Genomic DNA, 21957 nt, shown 5'->3' on the forward strand with positions numbered 1-21957 from the left:
TATGCTGATCAGGGTTCCGTTATTTCTTTGAATATGAGATTCTATCGGATTTCACCACCGGCTTCGAATCCTTTTTCAGGAATCATGAAGCTCAGTTTCCCTTCTTCGTTTTCAGCCATCAGGATCATTCCCTGCGATTCTACTCCGCGGATCTTTCTCGGTGCCAGGTTCATCAAAACCGCTACCGTTTTCCCGATTACTTCTTCCGGAGCGTAGTGCTCTGCAATTCCGGAAACAATCGTTCGGGTGTCAATTCCCGTGTTTACAGTCAATTGCAACAGTTTGTCGGCCTTCGGAACGCGGATTGCATCTACAATGGTTCCCAAACGGATGTCCATTTTCGTGAAGTCCTCAAACGATGTTTCTTCCTTCTGAGGCGGGAAGTTCGTTGCGGCAACCGGCTGTGAAGCGTGCAATAATTCGACTTCTTTTGCCACGAATTCGTCATCGATCTTCTGGAACAAAATAACCGGTGCATTGGTTTGGTTACCAGCATGCAGTAAAATGCTTCCGGATTGATCCCAGCTTTGTGCACCGATACCCACGAAACCGCGGATTTTTGCTGCAGTTTCAGGCAGGAACGGATCCAGTACCAAACCAAGGTTTGCCGTGATTTGCAACGCAATGTTCATGATCGTTTCCACGCGCTTCGGATCAGTTTTTACCAATTTCCACGGCTCATTGTCTGCCAGGTACTTATTCCCGATACGTGCCAGCAACATCGCTTCAGCCTGGGCATCGCGGAGTTTGTATTGGTATACCAAATCGGCAATGCGCTGCGGAATGGCTTTCATTTCGTCCAAAACCTGCTGATCCTCTGCTGTCAGTTCTCCGCAGGCAGGCACTTTTCCTTCGTAATATTTTTGGGTCAGAACCAGCGCCCGGTTGATGAAATTCCCGAGGATGTCTGCCAATTCATTGTTTACACGTGCCTGGTATTCTTTCCAGGTAAACTCCGCATCTTTGGTTTCAGGAGCAATGGCTGTGAGCGTGTATTTCAATTCATCGATCTTGTCCGGATATCTTTCGAGGTATTCGTGCAGCCAAACCGCCCAGTTGCGCGAAGTAGAGAATTTGTCTCCTTCGAGATTGAGAAACTCGTAAGCCGGTACGTTGTCAGGCAAAATGAAGCCTCCGTGGTCTTTGAGCAGGATCGGGAAAATGATCGCGTGGAAGACGATATTGTCTTTCCCGATGAAATGCACGAGTTTGCGCTCTTCGTTGCACCAGTAATCTTTCCAGTCTTTTCCGTTGTCAAGTGCCCATTGCTTCGTTGCAGAAATATACCCGATCGGGGCATCCAGCCACACGTAAAGCACTTTTCCTTCTGCATTCGGAAGCGGAACGGGAACTCCCCAATCCAAATCACGCGTCATTGCACGCGGACGCAAACCTCCGTCGATCCACGACAAACACTGCCCGATCACCTGGTTTCTCCATGCTTTCGGATCGTGTTGCTGCTTTCCATCCAGGATTCCTTCTTTGATCCACGGACGCAGCCATTCTTCGTGGCGGTCCATCGGCAAGAACCAGTGGGAAGTACTTTTCAAAACCGGCGTTTTCCCGCTCAGGGTAGAAACCGGGTTCAATAAGTCTGTCGGGCTCAGGGCAGAACCACATTTTTCACACTGATCCCCATAAGCTCCGCTGTTTCCACAGTTCGGACAATCTCCGGTAATATATCTGTCAGCTAAAAACTGCTGAAACTCTTCGTCGAAATACTGCTCGGTTGTTTCCTCGATGAATTTTCCGTTTTTTTCCAGTACTTTGAAGAATTCCTGTGCCGTTTCGATGTGAATCGGTGCGGAAGTGCGGTGGAAAATATCGAATGAAATTCCGAACTGCATGAATGAATCACCGATGATCTTGTTGTATTTGTCCACGATTTCGCGGGGTGTGATTCCCTCTTTCTTCGCACGCAGGGTGATCGCTGCACCATGCTCATCCGATCCGCAGATGAACGCAACGTCGTGTCCGTTTGAACGCAGGAAACGCACAAAAATGTCGGCTGGTAAATACACTCCAGCCACGTGCCCTAAATGGAGGGGACCGTTTGCGTACGGCAAAGCGGCTGTTACGGTAAATTTCGATTTATTCATAGATACAAAATTAGGAAAATTTACTTCTCCCTCTTTGATGGACGATTAAGGGTTAGGAAAAATTGTATTCCGAATTGTGCTAAGATTTCACGTAAGAGCTACAGAAAGCAAATACGGTTATTTCCGCTTTGGGAATGAACCGCGAAGATCTGGAGTGTTCTGGCAAACAAATCCGGGAAATTGCACACTCTTCTTTTTAAACGCAAAGGAGCAGAGTGCGCAAAGCGTATAAATGTGGTAAACCACGGTACAGATATGTGGAAAATACGGTTGCCGTGGTTTTTACTGATTCGTAGGTTTGGGTATTAGAATTACTACAGCAATATGACACAGGAACAATCTCAATTAATCCAAAATTGGATTGAGGACGCAAAAATCTTACTTAAATGTTATTTATCCGAGGCAGATAAATTAAGAAGGAGACACCGAATTATCGGAATTGTTTCGGCAGTTCTTTCCGGAATAGTTGGATCAAGCATTTTTGCATCGCTGGGCAAGCAAGAATTAAACCCAGAACTAGTTATTTTAGTTGGATTAACCAGTTTATCGGCGACCATACTGGCCAGTATAATGGCTTTTTTAAAGCTCCCTGAAATTGCCAATCAGTGCCATAATTCAGGAAATCAATATGCAGAAATAAGAAAGGAACTTGAATTATTAGCGACGTTTAATGAAAACAAAAACATGGAGTCAGAAATAAAAAGAATAGAGGCAAAGTGGAATAATATACGAAATAGCTCTACCCCTGTTTCTGACAAAAAAATGAAGAAATTCAAACGCAAGCTTTAATTTTCTCAAAACATACGAAAGAATGTTCACCTCTGTTCACCCACAAACTTCCCATGTGGAACAAACAGAAAACCCGGGATTTCTATGTTGATCAACAGGACTTCGAGGTTTTTCGGAGCTACAAATTCCGACGATTACCTGATGGTGGAAAAAGGATCGGTTCAGCTTTACGTTATTCAGTTCATGGAGTTGAATGCGTCGCTGGATTTCGTTGAGATGTAAATTGAAAGAGGTGTTTTGGGGAAATAATGAATCTAAAAATCAGGAAAAAATTGCCCGTCCACTATCCAATTTTACACATTTATAATCCCGATCAACCGCTCCAAACCCAATCCCTCCAAAAAACACCAAAACAATATATTGATCCAGAAACCGTTTTCCCGCTGATTGAATTCAATTTAGGTACACACATTTTTATTTTCACCTCTAAAATCTACAACATGCATATCTCTCAAAAATGGAAGTTGCTCACCTTGTTTGCAATCTGCGGAGCGAATCTGGCCTTTTCATCCGGATTCGAAAGACCTCCCCTTTTCCGGCCCACCATTTCCCTTTTGGGAACATACACCTATACCAAAAACTTCTCACATCTGAACGACGGACGCTTCGGCATCGAAAACAGAAAAGCAAGTTTCGGATTTGAATTCACCAATAAATTCTATGTCGAAGACCAATTCTTCATCAAAACCGGGATTCGTTTCAACCAATTCAAGAAGGTCGTAACTGCTTACAATCAAGTCCCGGAGATTTACGATTACCCGAATCCCTTTGTCTGGGAGCAGAAATATACAGGTTTAACCGTTCCAATTCTGCTGGGTATGGATTTCAAAACCAAAAACGGAAAAAGCGGTGATTTCTTCTTTGGAGTAGCACCGGGAATCTTGATGAACACTTATAAAAAAATCGACTCGAACATTACCAAACACCGGGACCCCGAATCAACAGATGTTGTCTATGCCGAATTGTGGGATAACGAGACCAAACTGCCGAATTTCTTCTACCTGACGGCAGATGTCGGTGCGAATTTCAGTCCTATCCGGAAAATCCCCGGATTCAGCATCGGTGCACTGTGCTCGTTCCAGTTCAACAAAGCGCAAAAATCCCTTCACAACGGACTGGTCATGGTTCCCTCAAAAGGATATGATTTCCTGTATGAACTTTACAATGAAAACCGGGTGATGAACTTTTCGGTAGTCTTTTCTTACACCTTCGGGAAAAAAATCAAAACAGCATAACTTCTTTCAAACCGGGGTTTTACTCACCCGAGTAGACCCCTTTTCGAATTTTAGATTATCTTTCGTTTGAAATACCTCTAAATTCAACGACATGAGACTAATCACACACGTTATTCTGCCGGTTTTTCTGTTAGTGACAATCTGTACGTGTAAGAAATATGCCGGCGATTACGATCCAAACTACATTGGCGAATGGCACTCCGAAACTGTCATCTCGGATGGAGAAGAAAGGGAAATTTACCTCAAGATCAACGGAAAACAAAGTGAATACGGGTTCCTGTGCCAAATCAACTGCAATTCCTGTAACTGCCAGGAACTCACGAGTGGAAAAGCAGTCATTAACAAAAAGGGAAATGTGCTGTATGTAGGAAGCGGCAACAATCACAAACGGTTTAAACTGAAGATCAAAAAAGCTCCGTACCAAACACCGAACGGAAACTGGGAAATGGTCATTGATTCCGGAACGGAAATCACTTTGCATAAAGTATAAGTAACCGGCAAACGCTATCTTTATGGTTCATTAAACACTAAATAACCCGACATGAACAAATGTTTACTTTTCCTGTTGATCCCTGCTTTCTTCATTTCCTGTGCTTCCGGGCCGGAACAACCGCTAATGCCCAAAAACCTCAAACGGGGAAATATCCAGTTTTTTGAGACTTACCAAACAAGTGAAATGCTCGACTCCTGGCGGGCAGCCTGCAACTGGTCAAAAGAACAAGATTCTCTGTCAAATACATCCTCACAGCAACTGTCCGAAAGAACCCTGGAAAACCTGGTGCAGCTGGGAGAAAGCAATGCCTTCGGTTATGTGCGTGAAGCAGATGTCCCTGCTGTGAAACTGCGGCTTTCCGATAAGGCATTTAAAGAAAAGCTTCCCGAAAACCTTGAATTTATGTGGTCTTACGGGTTGGAATCTGCTCCGAACAATCAAAAAATGTTTGCGCTGTATGCTGTCAGGGTTCCGGATAGCGGAGAAGCTCCCATAAACGGAAAAGACATTCAACTGGCGCGGCACAGTCTTTCCGCTCAGACGGGCCAGCCGGTCATTAACATCAGCATGACGAAGGAAGGAGCAAATAAGTGGAGACAGATGACACGCAAGAATATCAACCGCTATATTGCTGTGACGATGGATCAAAAAGTGCTTTCCTGTCCATTGGTAAATATGGAAATCAGTGGTGGAGAAACGGAGATCAGCGGTAATTTTTCGGTGAAGGAAGCAGAAAAACTGGCTTCACAGATTAATGGAGAAAAATGAAGCGGCTGAAATCACTCATTTTATTACTGGCAGGATTCCTGTTTGTTTTCCCGGCACGTGCTGACTGGAATCCCGGTCCGCCGGAAGGTGCCGTGATCGGAGTCGTGTTTCTGGCACTGGTCGTCGGGTATTTTGGTTGTGCCTTATTTGCACTGATTTTCAAACTCATCGTGGAACAATTCACCAAACGCAAACGCCGGCACATTTGGTTTCAGACAACCCTCATGTTTCTCTTCCTTGTGTTGGTTATCTACCTCGAAAACAGCCAAAACCTGCTTTACAACTATGAAGTGGAACACGGTTACGAAGCACGTGCTCAATTATATCTCCGCCTGATTCTTTTAAGCCTGGCACTGGGTTGTATCCTGGGTTATTTGATTACTCCCGAAAAGAAATCCGAATAAATGAAAAAATACTGCTGTCTAGCATCAATACTGCTGATTCTTTCGGCATGTTCCGGCGATAAACCGGAGACGATTCAACAGGAAGCCGATTCGCAACAGCCGGCAGACTCTTTGAAAATAGCGGTTTCCGATCCACAGACGGAAATCATGAAACCAAGCCTGGGAATCGGTGTGGTCGGAATCAAATTCAATGATAAAACCATTGTGCGTTTTTACGACGAACCGATTGAAAAGAATCCCGTAAAAATCATTCGGTTCTTTGACGATAAAGTCACTAACGGCTGGAATATCGCCGACCTGGAAGAACAGGAAAAATGGATGAAACCCGAAGTATTGTGGCTGGATTACTCCTTTTTCTTCTTTCGCTGCACGGAAAAACAGGGAAACTGGTTCAAAGTAATCGTGAACAACGACAGCGGGAAAAGCTACTGGATCAAAAAAGACACTCAGCGCGTGTTCTCCGACTGGAAAACCTTTCTTTCCGGGATGTTTAGTGTGGAACGAATTCCCGATTACCCGCAAAAAATACACTCAAACCCTTCCGATGATACTCCGGAAATGCCGTATGAAGGTGCAGACTGCTTCGAAGTGAAATCCATGCAGGGCAATTGGATTGAAATTTCCTCTACCGACAACTGCGACGAAACAGATACCGTCCACCCCATCCGGTCGGGATGGATCAAATGGAGAAACAAGGATCGGTTAATGATCAAGTACTATTTGCTCAGTTAATATAAAAAAGCTTTTATTCGCTAAATTCAACTTAAAAGAACGAAAAAATGAATCTAAACCAGGTCACTGTCCCCTCTTCCGACATCGAACGATCCATCGCGTTTTACCAAAAACTGGGGCTGGAATTAATCGTAAAATCACCCCACTACGCCCGTTTCCTCTGCCCCGATGGAAATGCTACGTTCTCCGTTCACCTGGCTGAAGAGCGACCTGCCGGAGCAGGAGTTTCCGTTTATTTTGAATGCGAAAACCTGGATCAAACCGTTGAAAACCTCTGCGCAGCAGGGATGCTATTCGATGTATTACCAAAAGATCAAACCTGGTTGTGGCGGGAAGCTTATCTGAAAGACCCGGACGGAAATCAGCTGATTTTGTTCTATGCCGGTGAAAACAGGATTAATCCGCCGTGGAGAATTAACAAAAGTTGAATGCTCTTGTAACTTCGTGAACGGTCCGGTCGTCATATACAAAAAACACCATGAAGCTACGCTCACTTCTTTTCTTATGCGGTCTAAATTTTACGGCTTTTACGCAAAATTCACTTGAATTAATCGATATTTCGCAAAAGCAGCTGCAACTCATGGAACGTTATGAGCATGCAGATTCCCTTACACGAAAGCAGGTTTTTGCGGATTCCGTTTACACTCCCTATGCCGAATTCTGGAACGGTTACCTGGGAGATGCCGAAGCTGTTGCATCCTGGATGAACGAAGCAATGAGTCTTTTGCCGGAATGGAAGAAGAAAAATGACCTGATCGACGGGAAATTGCTCACACGGCAGTTTCGGGAAACCGCTCAAAAAATGGCTCAACTAACCGGTTACCAACCCAAAGGAAAATGGTACATCGTTTACGGTCCGGCATGGACAGACCTCGGCGGATTGGGTGATTTTGCCATGCTGATCGACCTGGCTCACAGCAGCAACAGTTCCAACGAGCGCATTCTGCGCATGTTTCCGCATGAGCTCACGCATCAAATCATGACCAATGTGAATGAAGCCTATCAAAACACGAGTGTTCTGACTGCAGTTGTGGGTGAAGGATTTGCTGTTTGGATGAACGAAAAATACTGGGGTAAAAAGTATACATTGGCTGAAAACCTGGGCTATTCCGAAGTAGAAGTGCAGCTTTGCGACAAAAACCTCGAAACCCTGAAAAAATTCCTGGCCGGTTATGGGTCTTCAACAGACGGTGCGGTAATCAATGTTTTCCGGAACAGGGGCGAAAAAATTAATGAAAAGATGCCCGGAGCCATCGGGTATTACCTCGGGTATCAAATCGTCAAAAACTACGTTCAAAAATTCGGGAAAAATTCCTGGAGAGACTTGTTTGAAAAATCGCCGGAGGAAATTTATAAGCTGAGTGGTTTGGGTAACTAAAAAGGGATGCATAAAATAAAGATTTACTTTCTGATCGGGTTAATTCTGCTGATTTCAGGGACGATTATCACCCAATTCGCCGGACACAGGCATCTGGCAAAAGGAATGATTTTGATGTTTGCCGGATTTATCCTGAGCAGCGCATTCGGTCTCACCCTGTTTCAGGTGCGAAAACAACAGGCGAAAAGAAAAAAACCGGAGGATGTACTTGATCCGGATTGATTGGACTGAAACCCTTGCTGCTACAGGGCTAATAGATGGATGTCTATTCGTCTTTTCAGGCAATTCTTTTTACAACTCCTGAGGAATGAATGCGTTACAAGCCCTGTGAAATCCGATTCCTTTTCTGTAATTTTAAATCATGGAAACCCCGCAGCATTTTACGCTCAAACAAGTAGCCGAATCGATCCGGAAAACGATCGCTGAACGCTATGCGCGCACCTATTGGGTGACGGCTGAAATGCACAAACTCAATGCAACGCGTAAAGGTCATTGTTACCCGGAACTGGTTCAAAAAGAAGATGATTCGATCGTGGTGGAAATGCGGGGAACCATCTGGAAACAAAACTTTGAACGCATTCAGCAAAAATTCCATGAAGTGGTCAAAGAACCCTTGCGCGACGGAATGGAACTCTTGTTTCATGTGAAAATTACTTATCATCCGCTTTACAATATCGGACTGGAAATCATTGATATCGATCCGAATTATACACTCGGAGCATTGCAGAAGGAACGCCAGCAAACGCTTGAACGCCTGAACCGGGAAGGCATCCTGAATGCCAACCAGCACCTGGAAATGGCACTGCTCCCGAAACGGCTTGCCGTCATCTCCCAGGCCGACAGCAAAGGCTATTCCGATTTTGTGACCTTGCTCAACGGGCATCCGAAGCGGTATCATTTTAACACCTTCCTGTTTGAGGCCACGCTCCAGGGAGATGCAGCGATTCAATCCATTCAGGGTCAGCTGAAACGCATTGAAAAGATCAAACATCATTTCGATGCGGTAGTGATTATTCGTGGCGGCGGCGGTGAAATCGGGATGCATTGCTACAATAATTACGACCTGGCAAAAGCCATTGCAACCTTTCCCCTGCCCGTTCTAACCGGAATCGGACACTCCACGAACCTGACCGTTTGTGAAATGATTGCTTTCCGGAACGGAATCACACCGTCCGACATGGCTTACTTCCTGCTCAGTATTTTCGAAGAACTGGATGCTCCGCTCGACGAACTGCTTTTGAAACTGCCGCAACAAATCAGACGCGTTTTCCAGGATGTGAACAATCAGTTTACGCAGCTCACCCGCTCGTTTCAGCAAGAGGTGCAAACGGCTCTATCGGAAGAAAAAAACCGGTTTTTCAGCACCGTGAAGGATTTTGAGTTTCGGGTGAAGCACCAAATGATTCATTCCAACCAGCAGCTTTCAGAACTTCGTAATCAAATACGTTCTTTATCCGGATACCTGTTTGAATCGCAAAAAACGAAACAACAAAACCTCATCCGGCTGCTCCAGGTTCACGCCAAAAGCGCTTTAAATGCCTCGGAAATGAAGGTAAGATCCAGCGAAGAAACCCTCAACAGAAATGTTACCCGCAACATTCAGCAAGAATCTGCGAAATTACAACAAGCAGAACTCCACCTGAAGCTATTGGATCCGATTACGGTATTGCAGCGCGGATATGCCATCGTGACCAATGAAAAGGGCGTTCTTTCCGCCAAAAACCAGACTGAAAGCGGTGAGGAATTGAAGATCATTACGGAAGCGCAGGAATTGCGCGCGAAGGTGAAGTGATCGTTTAAAAAATACTAATTTTAAACTCTTTACATTATTCAAAGAGATCAATCTCCAACACCAACTCCCATGAAAACCTTCATCTTCGGAGACATACACGGCTGTTACGACGAATTCATCGCACTTCTGGAACAAATGGATGTTCAGGAAGACGATCGGGTCATTTCGGTAGGCGATATCGTAGACCGGGGGCCGAAATCCCCGGAAGTATACCGCTATTTCAAAACCCGGAAAAATGCCCTGGTTCTGATGGGAAACCATGAAAGAAAACACCAGAAAGGCGTGCTGAACTATGCCCAGGAGATCGTCAAACTGCAATTCGGTGACGAGTACACGGAATTTCTTTCCTGGATCAACTCCCTTCCGTATTACGAAGATACCGGTGAAGCGTTGATCGTCCACGCGGCATTTGAACACGATAAAAGTATTGAAAAACAGCGGGAAGATGTCTTGTGCGGATCCACTTCCGGAGATCGCTACCTGCAGGATAAATACCCCGAGGGTAAATTTTGGACGGATTATTACGAGGGGTCAAAAACCATCCTATACGGGCATCATGTGGTAGGTGATTCTCCGAAAAGAGTCAACAACACGATTGGGACAGACACCGGTTGCTGCCACGGAGGAAAGCTCACGGCCATTGAACTCCCGGGTTTCGTTGTACACCAGGTTCAGGCCAAAAAAGACTACTGGGCGGAAGAATTGCAACACTGGCAGTTGATTGTGCTGCAAAACAAACCGTGGTTTACGATGACCTGTGTTGCTATCGACAAACTGGTGCTGCAACTGCAGCGTGCTGATAGAGAAGATGTTCAGGAATACCTTCAAAAAATCCGCGAATGGCGGGTTTACCTGGATCAGTTACTGACCCAAATCCTGGAAGAACTGCCCCGATTCACTGCTGAATTGCTGGAGAAACATCCGGAAGATTTCAATCAAAAAGCAAACGAATACTTCTTTAAAACATTTCTTTTCAAGGCGAAGAACAAGCAGTTGACCCTGGAAGAACTAAGCAAAAAACTGGATTCTCCTGAAAAACGCATTGCGCTGTCAGAGGCATTGGGGATTGTGGTGGATCAGACCGTTTCGCCGGAAATATTCTAAATAGATAGACAACTGCGAACAGTAAAACGTAAAGCAATACGTTCTTTATAAGTTTCTTTTCGAAGAAAAAAGACTATGCGCCTTGGCTTTTTTTAACATTGCCGACGTAATAGTCCTAATCCTTTTTCGTTATCATTGCGGAAACCGTCTCATCTTGATCATCATTAAAAACAGGTGTTTAAGAAAGTTCATGAGGGGCTAACAAACAACCAAATCATATAACCGTCTAAATCATGCAAACACTCATTACAGGAGAATTCAATCAGCATCTTGGATTCGATATAAACAAATCCACCGAAAGATCTCATTTCATCACGAACATCAGCACTTTTTCTGTTTCGGAAACCACTAACCAGTGCGTGAAAGAACTGTTGATACCCGGATGAATCCATTTCCGTCATTAAATTAATTATGCCGCAGACCATGAAAGCTGGATATAACCATCCGGAGTTTCTCCGCTCAGCGGAGAAATACCACTATTCCTGATAACTCTGCTACCACCACTTCGGGATTCTATTTAATTGTTTCCATGCAAAAAACAAATGCTTCGGACGCACTCAAAATAGATCGCGTGACCGTAAACGGGTTGCTAAATCCGTAATTATGAAAACAAAGAGCCGTCCCGGGCACCTGTTCGGGCGGTTTTTTACTTGAATCAATAAGTAATTCTTCCTGACGATTTTTTTCCGTAAATTCGTGTTGTGAAAGAAGAACAGCTGACATACGAACAGGCATACGGAGAATTACAGCAAATCATTGCGGATATTGAGTCCGGAGAGATTTCTGTAGACCTGCTTTCCGAGAAGGTAAAACGTGCCGCAGCGCTGATTCAGCTTTGCAAAAGCAAGCTCACATCAACGGAAAATGATGTGCAGAAAATCCTGGATGATCTCAAATCGACCAACTAGCATATACCCTAAACCCGGTATTTGGTGAATCGCCGGCTTCCCTTAATTTTGTAGCTTTCAGAATTTCAACATCAATTTGTTTCCCATGAAAACACTTGCACAGGTTCCACTGCACCAAAAGGCAACCATATCGGGCATTGCGGAAAGCGAGCTAAAGCCTAAACTGCTGGAAATGGGTCTTTATGCCGGAAAAGAAGTTGAAATACTGTTCCGGGCTCCGTTTGGAGATCCGATCGCGGTGGATGTTTCCGGATATACGCTATCCATGAGGCTTTCTGAAGCGGCTTTGATTCAAGTAGAATAAATGAAGAAAATTGCTCTTTTTGGAAATCCGAATACCGGGAAAAGTTCGCTTTTTAACCGGCTGACGGGTTTGAGACAACATATCGGAAATTTTCCGGGCGTGACCGTTGACAAACACTCGGGTTTTTTAACCGTTTCCGGAACCGAACTGGAAATCATTGATTTTCCGGGAACGTACAGTATTTATCCACGCAGTAAGGACGAGGAAGTGGTGTATGCTGCTATTTCCGACCCCGAAAACAACAACTTCCCGGATAAAACGGCAGTCATTCTCGACAGCACGAACCTGGAACGCAACCTCTTGCTGTTTTCGCAGATTTACGACCTGGGACTTCCAACTGCGCTGGTTTTAAACATGACAGATGTTGCTTCACGCAACGGGTTCGAAATCAACACTGGCTTACTCCAGGAAGCTTTCCCGGATGCAAAAATTATCCGCACCAATGCGCGCATCGGAACCGGAATCCCGGAACTGAAGGAATGGATGGCTTCGGAAACGGGTTCACGTGGAACATTCGAACCCAAAGTGCTCAAAGCGCAAAACGATACGGAAGGTCAGTCGCAAGATACCAACGAACGTTTCGAACGCATCAAAAAGCTGGCGAGCCAGGTAGTAAGCATGCAAAAACACGAAGAATCGTTTTCAAATAAAGCCGATAAATGGCTGGTACACCCGGTTTTCGGTTACCTGATTTTCCTGGCGCTCCTGCTGGTGATTTTCCAGGTGGTTTTCACACTGGCCTCCTACCCGATGGATTGGATTGACATCGGAACCTCATCGCTTGCTTCCTGGCTGGGAGAAGTGATGCCTGAAGGGATTTTCACTTCGCTGGTCGTAGACGGAGTCATTCCCGGAATCGGTGGTGTCTTGATCTTCATTCCGCAAATTGCTTTGCTTTTCCTGATGCTTTCGATCCTGGAAGAAACGGGTTATATGGCCCGCGTGGTCTTCATTACCGACAAATTGATGCGTCCATTCGGGCTGAACGGAAAAAGTGTTGTTCCGCTTCTGTCGAGCGCGGCCTGCGCCATTCCCGGAATTATGGCTACGCGTACGATCAGTTCGTGGCAGGAACGACTCACAACCATTCTCGTTGCACCACTGATCAGCTGTTCTGCACGTCTTCCGGTCTATACCCTGCTAATTGCCCTGGTCATTCCTAAAAAACCGGTTTTCGGGTTTTTGAACCTGCAGGGACTGGTTTTGTTCGGACTCTATTTGCTGGGTGTACTCTCTGCCTTGTTCGTGGCTTTTGTGATCAAGCAGTTTTTCCGCAAGAAGAAGGAATTGAGCGTGTTTTTGCTGGAAATGCCTGATTACAAAACTCCCCGCTGGGGAAATGTGGGTATCGAAGTATTTGAAAAAGTGAAGATTTTCGTATTTGATGCCGGAAAAATTATCCTGGCAATTTCCATCATTCTCTGGGCACTGGCAAGCTTTGGGCCGGGGAATGAAATGGAGCAATATGCCCAAAAAGTTCCTGTTCCGACTGCAAAAACCGAAGAAGCAATTACTGATTACGAAACCCGCGTAGCTTCCGCAAAACTGGAGCATTCCTACATGGGTTACATGGGTAAATTCATCGAACCGGTGATCAAGCCTCTGGGCTACGACTGGAAAATGGGGATTTCCCTGCTCACTTCTTTTGCTGCCCGCGAAGTCTTCGTAGGATCTCTGGCAACGATCTATTCTGTTCACGATGTAGATGATAATCCGACACAACTGATCGACAAGCTGAAGGTTCAGAAGCGCGATGACGGCTCTCCGACTTACACCCTTGCAAGCGGACTTTCATTGCTGGTATTTTATGTATTTGCCATGCAGTGTATGGCAACGCTGGCGGTTGTGAAACGTGAAACAAAATCCTGGAAATGGCCGCTGGTTCAACTAGGATATATGGGCTTTTTGGCGTATCTTGGAGCATTCATTACATACACGCTTTTCAGCTGATGCAAACGGTTTTGGTCATACTGGCAATTTTGGGAGCTGGGTTTTACCTGGTTCGCCGCTTTGTGCTGACTTCCAAACGCAAAAAACAGCCGGGTTGTGAGAAATGCGGAATGAATTCAACGGAGAAACGGTCTGTTTCTTAAAAGAATAAGCAAAAAGCAAGGCATGTTCGAATCCTTGAATAAGGACGCAGCATTTTGCTGACTACACCCCAACTCACAAACCATACGCGAATAATTCCGTAGAATTATCCGATGGCTGGGTTCAAACAGGGGTTGTCCACGCTCCATTTCTGCTTATTTTCTACGTATTCAGCGTAAGAGCCATTTTTAATAATCCGAAAATGTAACCATTTCAAAATCCGGAGTTTGAATGATACAAACCCAATTTTGAAACTTATGAAACCAATTCGACTTGTCTTGGCCACACTTTGCTGTGTGCCCATAAGCAGCGTTGATGCCCAAATCAACTATCATTTACAGGTAAGCAACAATCAAAACCAGCCGGCAGGAAATCTCTCTGTCCGCTTTGTGGAATCGACGACCTTCGAACGGATCGAGAAAAAAACCAATGCTGCCGGAATTCTCGACCTGGTTTTCGATCACGGGGAACTCTGGATCGGTTCTGTCGGCGAGATGAACAATTGCATCTGGGTGGAAGGCGGCGGAACGGGAAATGCCCGCAATCACATCACTTACGACCTGGAGGTGTGGGAGCGCGAAAACCGCATTTTGCCCGACAGATCGACCATCGCTTTCAAGAAAACGCCGCAAAAATATCCGTCCATGCCTCAGCCGGATGCATCTCACTGCGCCTTGAAAATCCAGTTAAAGAACCGGGAGGGAAAACCACAGGCAAATATCCCGGTGAGCATTACCTGTTTCAAGCTGGCAGAACAGTTTACCGGAACTTCCAACGCTTCCGGAGAATGTATTTTCCTGCTTCCGAACAAAAACGACTACGAAATCGATGTGGCGGATATTCCATCAATAGACTGGGCAGATTTCGGCGATGAATCCATGACGCGAACGGCTTTTATTACCTATGAAAAAAAGACTTTTACCGAAAAAACGGAGGGAAGATATACCGTTCAGACGATTCCTGCCACAACCAAACCAAGCAGTTCGCACGCCCAGGTCAGCCTAACGATTCTCAAAAACGGTTCGGCTATCGCCAATGAGCCGGTTTACCTAAAAACCGTTGGCGGTTCGATTAAATACAAAGGGAAAACCGATGGAACCGGCAAGGTTGTTTTCATGCTTCCGCTCAAAACAAAATACGTGGTAGATTTCACGTTTCAGCGGGATGCAGATGTACTTGATTTGAGCCGGATGAAGGGTTTTACCACGATGAGTCACACGATACAGTATACTCCCGATCCGCGACTGGAAAACATCGAATCGTTTATCCCGCGGGTGAAGGATTTGGTGGCTTTAAACGTAAACGATTTCGTTACAGCTCAGTATCCTTCGAGTGACAACGAAGTGGATTTGTTCCTGAAATGGGGAAACAAATTCAATGCTTCTTCCAGGGAGGCGGTTTTGGAAGTGGGCTTCCGGGTGAATTCCAAAAACAAAAAGGCAATGACCCCCAAGAACCTGTTTTTTGTGATTGATGTATCAGGTTCCATGTCGAATGAAAACCGGCTGGAATTGCTCAAAAACACCCTGACCGAACTGGTTGGCCGCATGAGTGCACAAGACCGGATCGGGATCGTTGCTTTTGATGATCGATCATACAACGTGCTGCCGTCCCAGTTTATCACGAACAAAACGGCTATCAGTGACATTATACGTGCATTGCAGCCACATGGAGGAACAAATATTTCCGTTGGATTTGAAGAAGGATTGAAACAACTGGAAGCGAACAAAAAGCCGGGCATGGTCAACCGGTTGATCTTGTTATCTGACGGATATGGCGGCGATGAACCGGAGATTTCTGTAAAACTGGCGAAAACATACGCTGCAAAAGGACTGCAGATTTCTGCAATCGGTGTGGGGTATGATTACAACGCCGCTTTGCTGGAACAATTGGCAACCATCGGTGGTGGAAACATGCAGATGGCGGGCGATCCGTCTCATTACAGCCAGGCCTTTCTCAAAGCGTTTGACGGTGTCATCGAACCGATCGGAAAGGATGTAAAACTGGAGATTTTATTCAATGACCAGATCGTTTACCGTCAATTGCTCGGTTATGAAAATGCGCAGGTAGGGTCGGGAAAAGTGACTGTTGCAGTGGATCATTTGTTCCCCGGACTGCAAAAAATGGCGCTGGTCAAAATGGATATCATCCATTCCATTCCGGCTATTGAACAGCAAAAAGTGGTGGCCCGTATGACGTATACCGATCCCGTTAGTAAAAAGCAAAAAGTGGTGGAAAAAGAACTACACCCCGAATGGAGCACGGCAACCGGTTTGCTCGATATGACGCTGGATATGAATCACAAGCGCATGATGGCCGTAGCCATTGTGAATCAAAGTATGAAACTGATGGCAGAGCGTTTTGCAACCCAGGATCGCGCAGGTGCTGAAAAAGCGGCCGGTAACGGTGTTGCACAAATCCAACGTTTATTCCCACAGGCTGTTCCTGCCGATTTGAAAGGGTTGTTTGAAAAACTGCAGGAATACGTCAGCGTGTTTGAGCGTTTACGGGAACAACCTTAGAAACAAATGATCCTTTGACTACGATCATTTCCCGCAAATGCACAAATGAATGCTCGCCTGCCGGACTCGCCGGTAATTCTGGTATATACTTCGATAAGCTCGGAGTGTCTGGTTGAAAAAAGTTCAAAGGTTTAAAGAGTATCATGATTCATTTTTGAACTTTTGAACTTTTGAACTTTTTCATACAACAACTAACGTTAAACCTTCCGAACGATGATGTGATTCAACACCAGCACATCCAAGGCCGATTCGGCAAAGAGTGCAAGGGCTTCTTCCGGTGTTTCCACGATGGGCATTCCTTTTTTGTTGAAGCTCGTATTGAGCAGGACATAGATTCCGGTTTCCTTTCCAAAAGCGCGGATCAATTCGGAAAAGCGGTTGTTCCACGTGTGATCGACGGTTTGTACCCGGGCGCTTCCATTTACGTGGGTTACATTTTGCAATGGTTCCACGTATTCGGGTTTGGTCTGATCCACCAGGATCATGTACGGACTTTTTCTTCCCGAATGAAAATACCTTGTTGCAAATTCCGGTAAAACCGCCGGGGCAAAAGGCCGGAAATCCTCGCGGAACTTGATGTTTGCATTGATGTGGTCTCCCAAACCCTTGATTCCCGGGTGCGCCAGAATGCTCCGGTGTCCCAATGCACGCGGCCCGAATTCACAGTGATCCTGGAACCAGCCGATTGTTTTACCGGCTGCCAGAAACTGCGCGGTTGTTTGTACCAGTGCTTCCGGACTTAAAATCTGCATGTTCCATTTTCCGGGAAGTTGTTGCAAGGCTTTTTCGATTTCCTGCTGAGAGTATGCTTTCCCGAAGCAGGTGTTTTCGTTGTGTTTTACCCTGGGTTTCCGCAGCACTTCGAGCCAGCCGTAATAAGCACAGCCCAAAGCCAGGCCATTGTCGCCGGCTGCCGGTTCAATGTAAAAATGCTCCAGCAATCCTTCATTGAGCAAACGGGCGTTCGCTACGGCGTTTAAAGCTACTCCACCACTATAAGCCACGTTTTTATGTGGAAAACGCGTTAAACGGTCTTTAAAGCACCTGAAAACGGCTTTTTCTACTTGCTGCTGTGCCCACAAAGCCACATCTGCATAGTATTGGAAGTTTTTCCTGAAAGCGGCATAATCCGCAGCCGGTCTGTTCAATTCGGTTTTCCAGTTATCTGTTACCTGCAGAGATCCGTCAATAAATTCAAATGCTTCCAGTTGAAGAGCCGGTGCTTTTCCGTATGGAGCCAAGCCCATGAGTTTTCCCACATCGTCCATGTTTCCGAACACGTAGTGACTCACCACCGCATAAAATCCACCGATGGAATGCTTGGTTGTGGGCAGTTTCAAATGCTGTTGCATATCTCCTTCGATGGGACTGAAATCTTTCAGAAGCGGAGTCAGGGTTTGTCCGTCGAAATGATAGAAGCTGTCTTTTTCGCACCAGCGCTGCCGGAGAGATAAGTCCGCTATGTTTTCCGGAAGGATCGTTCCACGCGAAACATCGATACATTGCTCGTAGGGGCTCCCGCAACCATCGATCACCATCACTACGCATTCGTCGAAATCACCCGTTCCAGCGGCACTGTAGGCGTGCGCCAAATGATGTGAAATCGTTACCAGCGGCAACTCGGGAAAATCTGCAAACAGGCGTTTCCCGTGAAACCGTTCCCGGTCGGGGGTTTCGAAATTGGCGCTCTGAACCACCAGATCCACATCCGCAAGGGTAATTCCTTCCGCGTCCAGGCAATACTGAACAGCATCGGTATCATTTCCTCCGTGGTGCTTTTTCCGGGTAATCCGTTCTTTCTCAATGGCAACACAGACCGATCCGTTTTTAAGCAATACTGCCGATCCGTTGTGTGAAAGTCCTGTTCCCAGGACATAAAGTGGTTTTGACATGAATACTGGTTTTCGGTTTCAGTTAATCGTCATCACTGTCTTCGTCTTCCAGCCATTCAAAGAACGAATCCAGGTTATCGCGATCTTTCCGCGACGGTCGCCCGGTTCCATATTCACGGTACACGCTTTGTGCTTCCTGGTAGGTTTTGTATTTCTCCAGTTCCAGCGGATCTGTGATGTCAATCAGGTAATCGCCCACGAGTTTTGCACCCACTCTTCTGTCGAGCAGGTCTTTGATTTTGTAACTGAACGTGGCATTGTTTTTCACAATCGAAACGGTATCTCCGATCTTCACTTCTTTGGAAGGTTTCACGGGTGCGTTGTTCAGTTTGATTTTGTTCTTCTGGACCAGTTCGGTAGCCAGTGTGCGGGTTTTTGCCAATCGCACAAACCAGATGTATTTATCTATCCGCAAGCTCATCACGTAATTTTTTCGGTAACGACGAAACGATCAGATCGTAAGAGTGTACGATCAACTCTTTGACCAGGGAATCATCTACTTGTCCCAGCAGTGAAACCGTGTTCCAATGCGTTTTGTTCATGTGGTATCCGGGTTGAATTCCATCGTAGCGTTCGCGCAGTTCGATCGCTCTTTCGGGGTCACATTTGAGGTTGATTCCCGTCGGGTCTTCCACATCTACCAACGCAAACATTTTACCCTGAACTTTTATAACAAGTGTTCGCTTATCGAACGGGAAGGTTTCCGTTGCACCCGGAAGCTGGAAACAGAAATGGATCAATTCGTCTAAATGCATGCCGAAAGGTAAGAAAAACCGGGCATACACAAAGCAATCACGCCTCTTAAAAAACGCCTTAGGCATCATTTTTGCTTTCCTGTTCCACGTGTAAACAATGAAACTACCTGAAACATGAAACGATTCATACCTACCGCCTTGATTCTTTTCCGGCTGGCTCTTGCTCCGATTATCTTCATTCTTGCCCTGGTCTTCGGGCAGGAAGCGCGGTTTCTTATCGTGGTGCTGATGTACCTGGGATTGATTTCCGATATTTTTGACGGAATCATCGCCCGGAGACTTGGTGTAGCGACTGAAAAAATCCGGCGTTTCGACAGTCAGACGGACATGCTCTTCTGGCTTTCGATCGGGATTAGTACGTGGCTGCTTTACCCCAACGTCATTTCCGAAAACAAAGTTCCCATTATTGCCATTCTCGCAATGGAAGGGATGTGCTACGTGATCAGCATTATCAAATTCGGCAAGGAAACCTGTACGCATGCTTTTCTCTCCAAACTCTGGGGAATTACACTGCTCATCGGGTTCACTTCACTGATCGGGTTCAATTATGCAGGCATTCCTTTTTTGATTGCAATTTTTTTCGGCTTAATTTCACACCTCGACAGGATTTTGATCACCCTGCTTTTAAGGTCGTGGACGCATGATGTTCCCAGTTGTTATCATGCGTATTTATTGCGAAAGGGCCTGGAGATCAAACGAAATAAATTATTGAATTAACTGATTTTCACGTGTAACAAATGGTCATTGCTGGATTTGTTTTAATTATCTCACTACTTGCTTTCGGATGGGTTTCCTACCATAAAGTTGCTCATCCCAAATGGAAAGTTCCTTTGGGCCCTTTTCCTCCAGATTGGCGCAAGATTCTGGAAGAACACGTTCATTTTTACAATTCCCTCGACGAGTCGGAAAAACAGCGTTTTGAATACAAAGTGCAGGAATTCCTGCTCAACTGCCGGATCACCGGAATTCAAACGGAGGTTGAACAGAGCGACAAATTGCTGGTTGCTTCAAGTGCCATCATTCCCATTTTCGGATTTGATTCCTGGAGATACCACAACATCCGGGAAGTGCTGATTTATCCCGCCACCTTCAATAAAAACTACGATTTCGAAGGATCTGAGCGCAACATTCTCGGAATGGTCGGCAACCAGAGCATGGAGGGAATCATGATTCTCTCAAAAGAGGCTTTGCGACTGGGTTTCAGCAATGAGTCGGACAAACAAAACACGGCTATCCACGAGTTCGTGCACCTGATCGATAAATCGGACGGAGAAATTGACGGCTTGCCGAAACTCCTGATGGATCGCCAATATGCCATTCCGTGGATCAACCTGGTGAACAAAGAAATCGAACGGATTTACGAAGGGAAGTCGGATATCAATCCTTACGGTGCAACAAACAAGGCGGAGTTTTTTTCTGTGATCAGCGAATATTTCTTTGAACGTCCGAAATTACTGGAAGAAAAGCACCCTGAATTGTATTCGCTGCTGGAGAAAATATTCCACCAGGATTTAGCAGAAAGAAAACCCGCACGAAAAGCATCCGGGATCGGAAGAAATGAACCGTGTGTGTGCAATAGCGGTGAGAAATTCAAGCATTGCTGCGGAAGTGTGCACTACTCAAAAAAACAATCTTTTTCTAAAAAATAGCAGATGCTCTCCAATACGAATTTGGCCGGTTACGCCACGTTTTCATTTGATTACTTTCTAAATGGCGGCTTTATCGCCTGCACTTGTCCGGATTGTAAGTCTGAAATTAATCTGCCGATTCAAATTTATCATTCGGGGACATTGCTCGAAAAATTAGCAGATCAGTACAGCATGCATTTGATCGATGAGCTGGTCGAACGGAATATTGTGCATCTTAAAGACGAGGACAGCAGGGTACATTATGGCCTGGAAAAATACATTTTATGGAACATGGATGCACGGTATGAAGTCATTCCATGCAAAGCCTGCAGCAATGAATTTCTTGCTGTGTTTGGAATGGCGGAACTCCAACCGGGCAGGGAAGAGGTACAGTTTAAAGGGATTTGGAAGTTAAACTCATAAGTTTAAATCTGCTATTCACTTCAAAATCCTTCTGCAATATACCTTCAGAATCTCGTTTCTTTTTGAAAACCAGGGAAGATGTTTCCTGTGAAACGCTTGTTGATCTGAATTATGCGTCCGTCATTTTCGGGCTACCGGCAGCAAAAATTTAATTCACAAAAAGCAATATCATGATAACGCAATATTCCCATATCGCCATATTGCGAACCCCCTGAAAACAATGGGCTACAGAGCCGATAATTTTACTTTTGATCTGTTTTGGCCTACGATTTTAACAAAACAGCTCTTTTTTCAAATGATCTTTTTCCCTAAATTAAATAAGAAAGAAGCTGCTATGGGCACGACAAAAATTTATCCATATTCCGATCAGACGCTACAACTGGCACAAATTGCCAAGGCATTGGGACATCCCGCAAGAGTAACGATGATGAAATACCTATTTGAAAACCGGAAGGCAAACAGTGATACGTTTCAATCGCTTACGACTCTTTCACAATCAACAATTTCCAAGCATATCAAGGAATTGATTCTGGCTGATCTTGTGTATTCGGACTACCTGGAACCGGAAGGAAATTATTACCTCAAACGGGAGGCCGACCAATTGATTCAAATGCTGATTGACGACGTGAAACACTGAAAT

At 45.4% G+C, this 21957-nt stretch carries 25 protein-coding genes; 21 read left to right on the top strand and 4 right to left on the bottom strand.

The annotated features are described in order from the left end of the window. Window positions 1–41: 41 nt before the first annotated feature. Window positions 42–2099 carry a methionine--tRNA ligase gene (metG, locus tag ABDV94_RS11515; protein WP_343747331.1) on the bottom strand — a complete coding sequence of 686 codons (2058 nt, stop codon included), beginning with the start codon at window positions 2097–2099 and terminating at the stop codon, window positions 42–44. 324 nt (window positions 2100–2423) lie between these two features. Between metG and ABDV94_RS11520 the strand changes: the two genes are divergently transcribed. The 17 genes from ABDV94_RS11520 (at window position 2424) to ABDV94_RS11600 (ending at window position 16619) form a co-directional block, all read left to right on the top strand. Further along, entirely contained in the window at window positions 2424–2888 is a 465-nt protein-coding gene (locus ABDV94_RS11520; RefSeq protein WP_343747332.1) for an SLATT domain-containing protein, read from the top strand. A gap of 84 nt (window positions 2889–2972) precedes the next feature. Then, the gene (locus ABDV94_RS11525) at window positions 2973–3110 is read left to right on the top strand and encodes a hypothetical protein (protein ID WP_343747333.1); all 138 of its coding nucleotides are present in this window, start codon (window positions 2973–2975) and stop codon (window positions 3108–3110) included. Window positions 3111–3328: 218 nt separating this feature from the next. Continuing rightward, window positions 3329–4123 (top strand): hypothetical protein, encoded by a 795-nt coding sequence (locus ABDV94_RS11530; protein ID WP_343747334.1) that lies wholly within the window; start codon window positions 3329–3331, stop codon window positions 4121–4123. A gap of 91 nt (window positions 4124–4214) precedes the next feature. After that, window positions 4215–4613 (top strand): hypothetical protein, encoded by a 399-nt coding sequence (locus ABDV94_RS11535; protein WP_343747335.1) that lies wholly within the window; start codon window positions 4215–4217, stop codon window positions 4611–4613. Window positions 4614–4664: 51 nt separating this feature from the next. Beyond that, window positions 4665–5384 carry a hypothetical protein gene (locus tag ABDV94_RS11540; RefSeq protein ID WP_343747336.1) on the top strand — a complete coding sequence of 240 codons (720 nt, stop codon included), beginning with the start codon at window positions 4665–4667 and terminating at the stop codon, window positions 5382–5384. Then, window positions 5381–5788: a hypothetical protein gene (locus ABDV94_RS11545; protein WP_343747337.1), complete on the top strand. Its 408-nt coding sequence runs from the start codon at window positions 5381–5383 to the stop codon at window positions 5786–5788. Before ABDV94_RS11540 ends, ABDV94_RS11545 begins: the two co-directional genes overlap by 4 nt. After that, on the top strand, window positions 5789–6520 hold the full coding sequence (locus ABDV94_RS11550) for a hypothetical protein (protein WP_343747338.1): 732 nt from the start codon (window positions 5789–5791) through the stop codon (window positions 6518–6520). A 47-nt stretch (window positions 6521–6567) separates the two neighbouring features. Beyond that, window positions 6568–6948, top strand: coding sequence for a VOC family protein (locus ABDV94_RS11555; protein WP_343747339.1), 381 nt, complete (start codon window positions 6568–6570; stop codon window positions 6946–6948). Between the two features lie 152 nt (window positions 6949–7100). After that, on the top strand, window positions 7101–7898 hold the full coding sequence (locus tag ABDV94_RS11560) for a DUF2268 domain-containing putative Zn-dependent protease (RefSeq protein WP_343747340.1): 798 nt from the start codon (window positions 7101–7103) through the stop codon (window positions 7896–7898). Window positions 7899–7904: 6 nt separating this feature from the next. After that, window positions 7905–8120, top strand: a complete 216-nt coding sequence (locus tag ABDV94_RS11565; protein WP_343747341.1) for a hypothetical protein — start codon at window positions 7905–7907, stop codon at window positions 8118–8120. A 139-nt stretch (window positions 8121–8259) separates the two neighbouring features. After that, window positions 8260–9690 (top strand): exodeoxyribonuclease VII large subunit, encoded by a 1431-nt coding sequence (xseA, locus tag ABDV94_RS11570; protein WP_343747342.1) that lies wholly within the window; start codon window positions 8260–8262, stop codon window positions 9688–9690. A 69-nt stretch (window positions 9691–9759) separates the two neighbouring features. Then, window positions 9760–10794 carry a metallophosphoesterase gene (locus tag ABDV94_RS11575; RefSeq protein WP_343747343.1) on the top strand — a complete coding sequence of 345 codons (1035 nt, stop codon included), beginning with the start codon at window positions 9760–9762 and terminating at the stop codon, window positions 10792–10794. Window positions 10795–11495: 701 nt separating this feature from the next. After that, entirely contained in the window at window positions 11496–11702 is a 207-nt protein-coding gene (xseB, locus tag ABDV94_RS11580) for an exodeoxyribonuclease VII small subunit (RefSeq protein WP_343747344.1), read from the top strand. An 85-nt stretch (window positions 11703–11787) separates the two neighbouring features. Further along, complete coding sequence (locus ABDV94_RS11585; RefSeq protein WP_343747345.1) at window positions 11788–12006, top strand: FeoA family protein; 219 nt, start codon at window positions 11788–11790, stop codon at window positions 12004–12006. Continuing rightward, a complete protein-coding gene (feoB, locus tag ABDV94_RS11590) occupies window positions 12007–13956 on the top strand; it encodes a ferrous iron transport protein B (RefSeq protein ID WP_343747346.1) in 1950 nt (649 codons plus the stop codon). After that, window positions 13956–14099: a hypothetical protein gene (locus tag ABDV94_RS11595; RefSeq protein ID WP_343747347.1), complete on the top strand. Its 144-nt coding sequence runs from the start codon at window positions 13956–13958 to the stop codon at window positions 14097–14099. Before feoB ends, ABDV94_RS11595 begins: the two co-directional genes overlap by 1 nt. 255 nt (window positions 14100–14354) lie before the next feature. Beyond that, complete coding sequence (locus ABDV94_RS11600; protein ID WP_343747348.1) at window positions 14355–16619, top strand: VWA domain-containing protein; 2265 nt, start codon at window positions 14355–14357, stop codon at window positions 16617–16619. A gap of 197 nt (window positions 16620–16816) precedes the next feature. Here the strand turns inward: ABDV94_RS11600 and ABDV94_RS11605 are convergent, their stop codons facing one another. From ABDV94_RS11605 to ABDV94_RS11615, 3 genes are read right to left on the bottom strand one after another with little or no spacing between them, the layout of a single operon-like run. Next, on the bottom strand, window positions 16817–18511 hold the full coding sequence (locus ABDV94_RS11605) for a carbamoyltransferase C-terminal domain-containing protein (RefSeq protein ID WP_343747349.1): 1695 nt from the start codon (window positions 18509–18511) through the stop codon (window positions 16817–16819). A 22-nt stretch (window positions 18512–18533) separates the two neighbouring features. Continuing rightward, a complete protein-coding gene (locus ABDV94_RS11610) occupies window positions 18534–18932 on the bottom strand; it encodes an RNA-binding S4 domain-containing protein (RefSeq protein WP_343747350.1) in 399 nt (132 codons plus the stop codon). After that, entirely contained in the window at window positions 18913–19266 is a 354-nt protein-coding gene (locus ABDV94_RS11615; protein WP_343747351.1) for an MmcQ/YjbR family DNA-binding protein, read from the bottom strand. The genes ABDV94_RS11610 and ABDV94_RS11615 overlap by 20 nt, the downstream gene beginning before the upstream one ends. Before the next feature lie 114 nt (window positions 19267–19380). On the opposite strand from ABDV94_RS11615, the gene ABDV94_RS11620 reads away from it, so the two are divergent. The 4 genes from ABDV94_RS11620 (at window position 19381) to ABDV94_RS11635 (ending at window position 21954) form a co-directional block, all read left to right on the top strand. Continuing rightward, on the top strand, window positions 19381–19983 hold the full coding sequence (locus ABDV94_RS11620) for a CDP-alcohol phosphatidyltransferase family protein (protein WP_343747352.1): 603 nt from the start codon (window positions 19381–19383) through the stop codon (window positions 19981–19983). Window positions 19984–20003: 20 nt separating this feature from the next. After that, window positions 20004–20915, top strand: coding sequence for a zinc-dependent peptidase (locus ABDV94_RS11625; protein ID WP_343747353.1), 912 nt, complete (start codon window positions 20004–20006; stop codon window positions 20913–20915). 3 nt (window positions 20916–20918) lie between these two features. After that, a complete protein-coding gene (locus ABDV94_RS11630; RefSeq protein ID WP_343747354.1) occupies window positions 20919–21317 on the top strand; it encodes a hypothetical protein in 399 nt (132 codons plus the stop codon). 334 nt (window positions 21318–21651) lie between these two features. Next, window positions 21652–21954 (top strand): ArsR family transcriptional regulator, encoded by a 303-nt coding sequence (locus ABDV94_RS11635; protein ID WP_343747355.1) that lies wholly within the window; start codon window positions 21652–21654, stop codon window positions 21952–21954. Window positions 21955–21957 lie beyond the last annotated feature (3 nt).

This window comes from Fluviicola sp. (genome assembly GCF_039596355.1).
Lineage (GTDB): Bacteria > Bacteroidota > Bacteroidia > Flavobacteriales_D > Crocinitomicaceae > Fluviicola.

Excerpts from the sequence above, each read along its gene's own strand:
- ABDV94_RS11520 (WP_343747332.1), top strand. The coding sequence starts at position 2,424 with ATGACACAGGAACAATCTCAATTAATCCAAAATTGGATTGAGGACGCA.
- feoB (WP_343747346.1), top strand. The coding sequence starts at position 12,007 with ATGAAGAAAATTGCTCTTTTTGGAAATCCGAATACCGGGAAAAGTTCG.
- ABDV94_RS11565 (WP_343747341.1), top strand. The coding sequence starts at position 7,905 with ATGCATAAAATAAAGATTTACTTTCTGATCGGGTTAATTCTGCTGATT.
- metG (WP_343747331.1), bottom strand. The coding sequence starts at position 2,099 with ATGAATAAATCGAAATTTACCGTAACAGCCGCTTTGCCGTACGCAAAC.
- ABDV94_RS11555 (WP_343747339.1), top strand. The coding sequence starts at position 6,568 with ATGAATCTAAACCAGGTCACTGTCCCCTCTTCCGACATCGAACGATCC.
- xseA (WP_343747342.1), top strand. The coding sequence starts at position 8,260 with ATGGAAACCCCGCAGCATTTTACGCTCAAACAAGTAGCCGAATCGATC.
- ABDV94_RS11615 (WP_343747351.1), bottom strand. The coding sequence starts at position 19,266 with ATGCATTTAGACGAATTGATCCATTTCTGTTTCCAGCTTCCGGGTGCA.
- ABDV94_RS11575 (WP_343747343.1), top strand. The coding sequence starts at position 9,760 with ATGAAAACCTTCATCTTCGGAGACATACACGGCTGTTACGACGAATTC.
- ABDV94_RS11605 (WP_343747349.1), bottom strand. The coding sequence starts at position 18,511 with ATGTCAAAACCACTTTATGTCCTGGGAACAGGACTTTCACACAACGGA.
- ABDV94_RS11625 (WP_343747353.1), top strand. The coding sequence starts at position 20,004 with ATGGTCATTGCTGGATTTGTTTTAATTATCTCACTACTTGCTTTCGGA.
- ABDV94_RS11535 (WP_343747335.1), top strand. The coding sequence starts at position 4,215 with ATGAGACTAATCACACACGTTATTCTGCCGGTTTTTCTGTTAGTGACA.
- ABDV94_RS11620 (WP_343747352.1), top strand. The coding sequence starts at position 19,381 with ATGAAACGATTCATACCTACCGCCTTGATTCTTTTCCGGCTGGCTCTT.
- ABDV94_RS11560 (WP_343747340.1), top strand. The coding sequence starts at position 7,101 with ATGGAACGTTATGAGCATGCAGATTCCCTTACACGAAAGCAGGTTTTT.
- ABDV94_RS11540 (WP_343747336.1), top strand. The coding sequence starts at position 4,665 with ATGAACAAATGTTTACTTTTCCTGTTGATCCCTGCTTTCTTCATTTCC.
- ABDV94_RS11630 (WP_343747354.1), top strand. The coding sequence starts at position 20,919 with ATGCTCTCCAATACGAATTTGGCCGGTTACGCCACGTTTTCATTTGAT.
- ABDV94_RS11545 (WP_343747337.1), top strand. The coding sequence starts at position 5,381 with ATGAAGCGGCTGAAATCACTCATTTTATTACTGGCAGGATTCCTGTTT.
- ABDV94_RS11525 (WP_343747333.1), top strand. The coding sequence starts at position 2,973 with ATGTTGATCAACAGGACTTCGAGGTTTTTCGGAGCTACAAATTCCGAC.
- ABDV94_RS11595 (WP_343747347.1), top strand. The coding sequence starts at position 13,956 with ATGCAAACGGTTTTGGTCATACTGGCAATTTTGGGAGCTGGGTTTTAC.
- ABDV94_RS11610 (WP_343747350.1), bottom strand. The coding sequence starts at position 18,932 with ATGAGCTTGCGGATAGATAAATACATCTGGTTTGTGCGATTGGCAAAA.
- ABDV94_RS11585 (WP_343747345.1), top strand. The coding sequence starts at position 11,788 with ATGAAAACACTTGCACAGGTTCCACTGCACCAAAAGGCAACCATATCG.
- ABDV94_RS11550 (WP_343747338.1), top strand. The coding sequence starts at position 5,789 with ATGAAAAAATACTGCTGTCTAGCATCAATACTGCTGATTCTTTCGGCA.
- ABDV94_RS11635 (WP_343747355.1), top strand. The coding sequence starts at position 21,652 with ATGGGCACGACAAAAATTTATCCATATTCCGATCAGACGCTACAACTG.
- ABDV94_RS11530 (WP_343747334.1), top strand. The coding sequence starts at position 3,329 with ATGCATATCTCTCAAAAATGGAAGTTGCTCACCTTGTTTGCAATCTGC.
- ABDV94_RS11600 (WP_343747348.1), top strand. The coding sequence starts at position 14,355 with ATGAAACCAATTCGACTTGTCTTGGCCACACTTTGCTGTGTGCCCATA.